Annotated in this window: 11 protein-coding genes; 10 read left to right on the forward strand and 1 reads right to left on the reverse strand. The window is 61.9% G+C overall.

Features of this window, described 5'->3' with window-relative positions:
* The first annotated feature begins 25 nt into the window (after positions 1 to 25).
* From GFD32_RS04435 to GFD32_RS04445, 3 genes are all read left to right on the forward strand, one after another.
* On the forward strand, positions 26 to 505 hold the full coding sequence (locus GFD32_RS04435; protein WP_163575362.1) for a hypothetical protein: 480 nt from the start codon (positions 26 to 28) through the stop codon (positions 503 to 505).
* 159 nt (positions 506 to 664) lie between these two features.
* Entirely contained in the window at positions 665 to 1,342 is a 678-nt protein-coding gene (locus tag GFD32_RS04440) for a hypothetical protein (protein WP_163575363.1), read from the forward strand.
* Between the two features lie 38 nt (positions 1,343 to 1,380).
* Positions 1,381 to 1,635 carry a hypothetical protein gene (locus tag GFD32_RS04445; protein ID WP_163575364.1) on the forward strand — a complete coding sequence of 85 codons (255 nt, stop codon included), beginning with the start codon at positions 1,381 to 1,383 and terminating at the stop codon, positions 1,633 to 1,635.
* Between the two features lie 65 nt (positions 1,636 to 1,700).
* Here GFD32_RS04445 and GFD32_RS04450 read toward each other — a convergent pair whose 3' ends face one another.
* A complete protein-coding gene (locus GFD32_RS04450; RefSeq protein ID WP_163575365.1) occupies positions 1,701 to 1,994 on the reverse strand; it encodes a DUF7673 family protein in 294 nt (97 codons plus the stop codon).
* Positions 1,995 to 2,145: 151 nt separating this feature from the next.
* Here GFD32_RS04450 and GFD32_RS04455 point away from each other — a divergent pair, with 151 nt between their 5' ends.
* The 7 genes from GFD32_RS04455 (at position 2,146) to GFD32_RS04485 (ending at position 6,208) form a co-directional block, all read left to right on the forward strand.
* Positions 2,146 to 3,042: a hypothetical protein gene (locus GFD32_RS04455; protein WP_205599045.1), complete on the forward strand. Its 897-nt coding sequence runs from the start codon at positions 2,146 to 2,148 to the stop codon at positions 3,040 to 3,042.
* Positions 3,043 to 3,091: 49 nt separating this feature from the next.
* Entirely contained in the window at positions 3,092 to 3,355 is a 264-nt protein-coding gene (locus GFD32_RS04460; RefSeq protein WP_163575366.1) for a hypothetical protein, read from the forward strand.
* Positions 3,356 to 3,364: 9 nt separating this feature from the next.
* Positions 3,365 to 4,027, forward strand: a complete 663-nt coding sequence (locus tag GFD32_RS04465) for an SOS response-associated peptidase (RefSeq protein WP_163575367.1) — start codon at positions 3,365 to 3,367, stop codon at positions 4,025 to 4,027.
* A 429-nt stretch (positions 4,028 to 4,456) separates the two neighbouring features.
* On the forward strand, positions 4,457 to 4,810 hold the full coding sequence (locus GFD32_RS04470) for a hypothetical protein (protein WP_163575368.1): 354 nt from the start codon (positions 4,457 to 4,459) through the stop codon (positions 4,808 to 4,810).
* A gap of 116 nt (positions 4,811 to 4,926) precedes the next feature.
* Complete coding sequence (locus GFD32_RS04475; protein ID WP_163575369.1) at positions 4,927 to 5,274, forward strand: hypothetical protein; 348 nt, start codon at positions 4,927 to 4,929, stop codon at positions 5,272 to 5,274.
* A 135-nt stretch (positions 5,275 to 5,409) separates the two neighbouring features.
* Complete coding sequence (locus GFD32_RS04480) at positions 5,410 to 5,781, forward strand: hypothetical protein (RefSeq protein WP_163575370.1); 372 nt, start codon at positions 5,410 to 5,412, stop codon at positions 5,779 to 5,781.
* A 52-nt stretch (positions 5,782 to 5,833) separates the two neighbouring features.
* Entirely contained in the window at positions 5,834 to 6,208 is a 375-nt protein-coding gene (locus GFD32_RS04485) for a hypothetical protein (protein ID WP_163575371.1), read from the forward strand.
* Positions 6,209 to 6,276 lie beyond the last annotated feature (68 nt).

Raw genomic sequence — 6,276 nt, forward strand, 5'->3', positions numbered from 1 at the left:
CCGCAGGAATGAGAGGAGAGAGACCATGTGCAAGACAGCCGTTGAACTGACCGCATCACAGTGGGCCGACATTCTGGCCCTGGTGGAGCGTGGCAAGGATGACCTGGCCAACTATCGGCCTCACGCCGACAAGGACGGCTACACCGCCGAGGAGCTGCAGGAGCTGGATCGCCTGGCCAGCAGTGAAGCCAGCGCCAGCCTTGCCTCCCAAGTGAGCCAGGCCGCCTCGGATGAGCCGAAGACCCGGACCTATATGGCCTTCTGCCAAGAGAGCAACGGCCACGGAACAGTCTGGATCAGCCCAGTAGAGGTCGATGCTCAGAGCGACCGCGATAGTGAGTTGCAGGATGCTGCCACACAGGCCCGCTATGCGTGCGCCCACGATTGGGACCGCTACCTCAACGAGGACGACGACTCCCCGCTCGACATCAGCGGTATCGTCTGCATGGGCCTCGCCGAGGGCAACGTCACGATCGCGATGTGGGACGACTCCCACCTCGAATGACCCCAACCTGACCGCCACCACATGGCGGCACCCTTCACACCCCCTCCACGGAGGGGGTTTTCTCTACCCCTCGCAGCAGCAGACACCGCGGTGAGCGTCATCCGACCCCCTATCTCCCCTTGAGACCTGCAATACCGCAGGAATGAGAGGAGAGAAGCCATGAAGACCATCGAAGCCATTGCCCACCACGACGCCACCTCTGGCAAGACCTGGCTGGCGCTGGAGAAGCCAATCGTGCGGGGGTTGGGTATCGAAAATGTCATCTCGCGCCGAAGCCTGGTGGACCGTGAACGGATCTACCTTGCCGAAGGTGCCGACACCAAGCTGGTGAAGCTTGTGCTCGAGGAGAAGGTGGCCGAGCTGGTGATCACCGAGGTCCATCACGACGATGACGACTGGAGTGCCCGGCTGCAGGCCTACTCCCAGCCGTTGCTGGGCGATGTGGTCGTGATGCTCGAGGACAAGCTCCTCGAGGCGCCGCGGGCCGATCAGCTGGATGCCGAGAGCATCCGCGACTTCGCTGATCGTCTGCACGACCGGGCTCTGCGCTACTGCCGTGTCCAGCTGCCTGAGCACGAGTGGGTCTCGAACCTGCTGGAGTTCAAGGATGCCGGCGAAGAGGCCTGGGCGATGTCGCAGTTCGCATCGCACTCCAACACCGTGGGCATGATGACGGAGGCTCGGAGGGGCAACAACGAGGGGTATATCTGCACGGCATACCTCACCCGCTACATGAAGGGTGGCGTTGTCGCGGTTCCCCTGGTGAACGCCAAGTTCTGGAGCTGGGATCAAGCAGAACAGTTGTCTCGGAAAATCCAGGACTGGGTGAACGGGTGAGCCAGGCCGATCCAACCATGCGCCATAAGGAGGCTGCGATGTCGTGCATCACCTTCGTGACCGATCAGAACCCGGGGGAGCCGGACATCCTGCAAGGGGTTCAGCTCCAGCCGCTGCTGATACGGGCACTCGGAAGCTCCCAGGTACTGTTGCGGGTACTCCCGTCAGGACCGTGGACCCACGACGCCCTGGTGGAAACCGGGCGGGGTATTGAGCAAATGCTGGCCACTGAGATCGAGCAAGGCGTCGATGCCTATCTCGGCTCCCGGTGGGTTGGCAGTACGGAAGTCTGATCTTCCGCTTCAACAAGCCCCTCTCAGCACTCGCTGAAGGGGCTTTTTTCACGCCCTGGTCACGCTCACTCGCCCGATCGCCAGAGCGCCCAAATACGCTGGAAGTCATCGCCATAGCCAAGATCATCGGGGTAGGCACGATGACTGGCGATCCACAGGAACACGACACCGCAGGCGCTCGCCAGCTCTTCGTCCATTCCCCAGAGCGTGGTGAGGTCGAGCCCCCCATTCTCTCCGGCGTTGTGCCAGGCGAGCAGGAAGTCGGCACAGCGCCGCGATTGCCCGGTGTCTCGCAGAGCAACGGCGATCAACCGCTCGAGTGCTTGGCGCGTGGTCGAGTCCATGGTGACGGTAGCCATTGCGGTTCTCCTCGTGGTCAGCCCATGCGATCGGTGGCATTCGCATTTTATCGCCAGGGCTTTTGCTTCGTCATGCCACGGGCCGTGAGGTCAGCTGGCGCCCTACCTCTTGTCGAGGCCTGCAATTCCGCAGGTATGAGAGAGGAGCAACATGATGAGCACTTCAGTGATTTCTCACCTGGACCGGGGGAAGTGGGGCAAGGCGAGCTGGCGCGGTAACTGCTCGGGCTATGTCTACCGTGACATCTTCCAGCAGCTGGCGCCCAGGACGTTCTGCGACCCCATGGTGGGGAGCGGCACCTCCGTCGAGGTAGCAGCAGAGATGGGGATCGAGGCCTATGGCCTGGATCTTCACTCCGGCTTCAACGTGCTCCGGGATTCGATTCTCGGTGCCGTGGGTAAGCCGGTGGATCTCTGCCTGTCGCACCCCCCGTACCACGACATGATCGTGTACAGCGGCAACGTTTACCCCGGGGAGCATCCTGATGACCTGTCACGGTGCGCTGACCCGGAGGAGTTCATGGATAAGCTCCAGCAGACGCTGCTGAACCAGCGGGAAGCGGTCAGCCGGGGTGGGTTCTACGGCACCATCATTGGGGACTTGCGCCGCGGGGGCCAATACTGGTCCTTCCAGGCGGACGCGATCGCCAGGATGCCACCGGATGAGCTGCGGGCGGTGCTGATCAAGGCGCAGCACAACGTCCAGAGCGATTCCCGGCGCTATGCGGGCCTTCGGATGCCCAGGGTGGCCCACGAGTACATCCTGCTGTGGGAGCGCCCAAGTCGGACAGTGGCAATGCTGTCGACCCTTTCCAGCCTGGCACATGCCCAGCAGCGTCGACTGCGAGGCACCTGGAAAGCGGTGGTACGGCAAGCCCTGGTATCCCTTGGAGGTGAGGCATCGCTGTCCCGTCTCTATGAGGCGGTGGCAGAGAACGCGCCGGAACGGCTGGCCGGGCGCCAGCACTGGCGTGAGAAAGTGCGTCAGACGCTCTACGTGAATGACTGGTTTGCCCCGGTCGAGCGCGGTGTCTGGCGAATTGCATAACCCTTCAACCCCCATGGCCATGCCTGGGGGTTTTCTATTGGTGGTGAGTATGATGCGGACGTATTTTGTGGTGTATGAGGTCGGAGGTGTGACGCGCAATGCCGTGGTGGACATCGATGGGATGACCCTTCTCAGGCAGATACCCGATGCCTTGCGTCAGGCGGTTCATCCTGACCGTCCGGGTGATCCCAGCGACGGCATGCCTGCACGCCGGGCGATGGGCTGCCTCCTGCTCAACTTCATCGAGCTGGCGCCGGCAGACGTTGTTTCGCATGCGGAACAAAATGCGGCCTCGCCGCGCCAGCAGGAGTGACGCCGAACGATGTGCGGACGCATTGCCTTTTTCGATGAGCCCCAGGTGGTGGCCGACCAGCTTGGCTATCCCCTCGCCAGGGCGACCTTCCCGCCGGCCAGCTACAACATCGCGCCAGGCGGGCCTATCGTCGCGATCGCGGCTACTGACGGCGAGCCCGAGGTCATCCCCCTGCAGTGGATGTTCAAGCCGCGCTGGGCGCCTGAGGACGCGCCTCGCACCCATGTGGCCCGAGCGGAACGGCTGGCCGCTAGTCGCTTCTGGAAAGGTGCTTTCGCCCGACATCGTTGCCTGATCCCGGTCAACGGCTGGTATGAATGGCGACATGACGGCGATGCCAAGCTCCCGTTCTACTTCCACGGTGCCTCGCAACGCCTATTGCTCCTGGCGGGGGTCTTCACGACGCTTGCTGACGGCGAGCTGGGCTGTGCGGTCGTCACACAGCCCGCTCAGGGCCTCGCCAAGGACATCCACAGCCGGATGCCCGTGGTGGTGGGAGCTGGCGCCGAGGACTGGCTGAACCCTGAGATCCATGATCGGGAGACGCTGAAGCAACGCCTACGGCCTGTGCCGATCGCGAGCTTGGCCATCCAGCCGGTCAGCCAGGCGGTCAACAGCACCGCCGCGGACAGCGCTGACCTGATCCTTCCCATCAGCCCACCCGAGGCCTGAAACGCTACTTTATTTACGGTTTATTTTCGTCTACGGCTTTGCGAGCGTCACCCCTGCCCCTATCTTATTGGCGAGACCGTTCGATGAACGGGATGAGAGAGAGCGCTATGAGTGCTTCTCCCATACCTCGCTGGTTTGGTCAGGATGCTTGGACAAGGCCCACTGGCTGTTCGGCTTCCACGTGAGGGCGCTTACGTCAGCATGCCTGCCAACCCCTTCGAGGCATCCTTGTGGCTCCTCAGCCCCAAGGTAAGCTGCTCCGCAGCAAATCTGCAGCTCAACGCTGATCAGATTCTGAGTAGTACCCTTCAAGCCCCTTCTAGCCCTGCTAGTTGGGGCTTTCTCGTTGATGCCCCTGGCCGGCGGCGTCACCCGACGCCCTACCTCTCCTCGAGACCTGCGATCCCGCAGGAATGAGAGGAGACTACGATGCAACTCACCACGTTCGGCAACGATGTGATGCTAGGTGACAGCGTTCAGGGCACGGTGGGCGCCTTCACCGTGAAGGTGTCAGCCAGGCTCGATTTCGAGGCACCTACCGACGAGATGCTTCGCGTTATGGCGGTCCCAGACCGCTACAGCTTCATTGCCCAGCTCGAGGCCGAGGTTTGGATCTTGGTGAACGGCTACCAGATCCGGGTGCCTGAGGCTCGAGTGATCCGGCATGGCATGATCGTCAACGACCCATCCAATCAGCACCTGGATGTGGCCGCCGCCGAGCTGGCGCAGACCGCGCTCAACACGGCGATGCACATGGCAGGTTCCTTCGCTGAAGCTGCCTGATGCCCTTCCTAGCCCCCTCCTCGAGGGGGCTTACTCTTCCCTGCTGACCACCAGCGTCATGGTTCGCCCTATCTCCTCCTGAGACCTACCCCGTAGGAATGGATGAGGAGACAGAGATGGATATTGGCAGTTTTGGTGGTTGCGTGATGCCGGGCGATACCCTGACAGCGTTTGTCGGCGGCTTCAGGGTCACTGTGCGAGTCAGCCTCGATTACGAGGCACCCTCACAGCACCTGTGGTGTGTGGACGATGATGGCGACATGCCGAGCTTCATCGCCCACCTCGAGGCTGAAGCGGCGGTGGCCACCGGCAGAATGCTTCTGCCCTTCCCGGAAGCGCGTACTGAGCGCCGTGGCGTCCTGGTCAATGATGCCCCTGGCAATGAAGCGCTTGATCAGCTGGTGGCCTTGCTGGCTGAGGAGACATACAGGAAGGCGATCGCCTCGCGAGATATGGCGTGGTAGCCCTTTCTGACCTGCTTTACAGCCCCCTCCCCAAGGGGGCTTTTCCTTGCTGGCGCTGAGGCCGCGCTAAGTGTCACCTCCTCCCCTATCTCCCTCTGAGACCTGCACCCGCAGGAATGAGAGAGGAGAGAGACCATGGAACTTACGAAATTCGACAACTTTGCCATTTGCTCCGACACGGTTGAGGGCAGCCACGGTGACTTCACGGTAACCGTGCTCCTGGATCGTGACCCCGACATCACGCCGAACCATGCCGACTGCTACAGCGAGAAGGACAAGCAGCGGTGGCGCGATGAGGAATGGTTCTTCGGACTGCTTCGCGCAAAGGTGAGCGTTGAGGTCGCCGGTCAGACAGTGATTTTGGATGACTGTGCCGCGTCCCTTGGAGGTGTCGAGGTCAACATCATCGACACCAACAGCCATCTTGATGAGCATGCCGCTGAGCTGGCGCAGGAAGCCTTGACCCGAGGCATCCAGCTTGTGCAGGCCATCAAGGCTGCTGCCTGAGCTTATTCCACAGACCCCACTACGTGGGGTCTTTTTCCTACTGGGTACAGCCATGACGGCCGAGCTTCGCTCCCTGCCTCTACGGTTACTGGGGAAGCGTCATCCGCGGTTAAGCGATGCCATGCAGTTCGCCGCCTGGTATCGCGTAGAGCATTCCATTCTGACCAAGGCGATCGCTCACAAGGAAGCGTTGGGCCTGGATAGCGAGAGAGAGCGCTCAATGCTCAATGCCCTGGTCGCGTTGCCCAAGCTGGCCTACGTTGCCCGCGTGCGGTTGGTGGGAAAGCGCAGCGAGCCGATATGCCCATGGCTGCCCCACATGGCAAGCTACCTCAAGCCCCACCATCATCACGTCGACCTGGCTGCGACTATAGAGCGACAATTACTCTGGCCGGCCGACGACAACTACTGTGGCCGGTTGCCCTAAGCTTGACCGCTTGTCCCGACCCACCAGGGAGCCGGTATGGCGGTCACCAGCCAACAGGTCACGCTCTA

It is taken from the genome of Halomonas faecis, assembly GCF_010993975.1.
Lineage (GTDB): Bacteria > Pseudomonadota > Gammaproteobacteria > Pseudomonadales > Halomonadaceae > Halomonas > Halomonas faecis.

Bases quoted from the DNA above. Each gene is read 5' to 3' on its own strand.
- GFD32_RS04455 (WP_205599045.1), top strand. From the start codon at position 2,146: ATGATGAGCACTTCAGTGATTTCTCACCTGGACCGGGGGAAGTGGGGC.
- GFD32_RS04435 (WP_163575362.1), top strand. From the start codon at position 26: ATGTGCAAGACAGCCGTTGAACTGACCGCATCACAGTGGGCCGACATT.
- GFD32_RS04485 (WP_163575371.1), top strand. From the start codon at position 5,834: ATGACGGCCGAGCTTCGCTCCCTGCCTCTACGGTTACTGGGGAAGCGT.
- GFD32_RS04475 (WP_163575369.1), top strand. From the start codon at position 4,927: ATGGATATTGGCAGTTTTGGTGGTTGCGTGATGCCGGGCGATACCCTG.
- GFD32_RS04460 (WP_163575366.1), top strand. From the start codon at position 3,092: ATGATGCGGACGTATTTTGTGGTGTATGAGGTCGGAGGTGTGACGCGC.
- GFD32_RS04445 (WP_163575364.1), top strand. From the start codon at position 1,381: ATGTCGTGCATCACCTTCGTGACCGATCAGAACCCGGGGGAGCCGGAC.
- GFD32_RS04450 (WP_163575365.1), bottom strand. From the start codon at position 1,994: ATGGCTACCGTCACCATGGACTCGACCACGCGCCAAGCACTCGAGCGG.
- GFD32_RS04440 (WP_163575363.1), top strand. From the start codon at position 665: ATGAAGACCATCGAAGCCATTGCCCACCACGACGCCACCTCTGGCAAG.
- GFD32_RS04465 (WP_163575367.1), top strand. From the start codon at position 3,365: ATGTGCGGACGCATTGCCTTTTTCGATGAGCCCCAGGTGGTGGCCGAC.
- GFD32_RS04480 (WP_163575370.1), top strand. From the start codon at position 5,410: ATGGAACTTACGAAATTCGACAACTTTGCCATTTGCTCCGACACGGTT.
- GFD32_RS04470 (WP_163575368.1), top strand. From the start codon at position 4,457: ATGCAACTCACCACGTTCGGCAACGATGTGATGCTAGGTGACAGCGTT.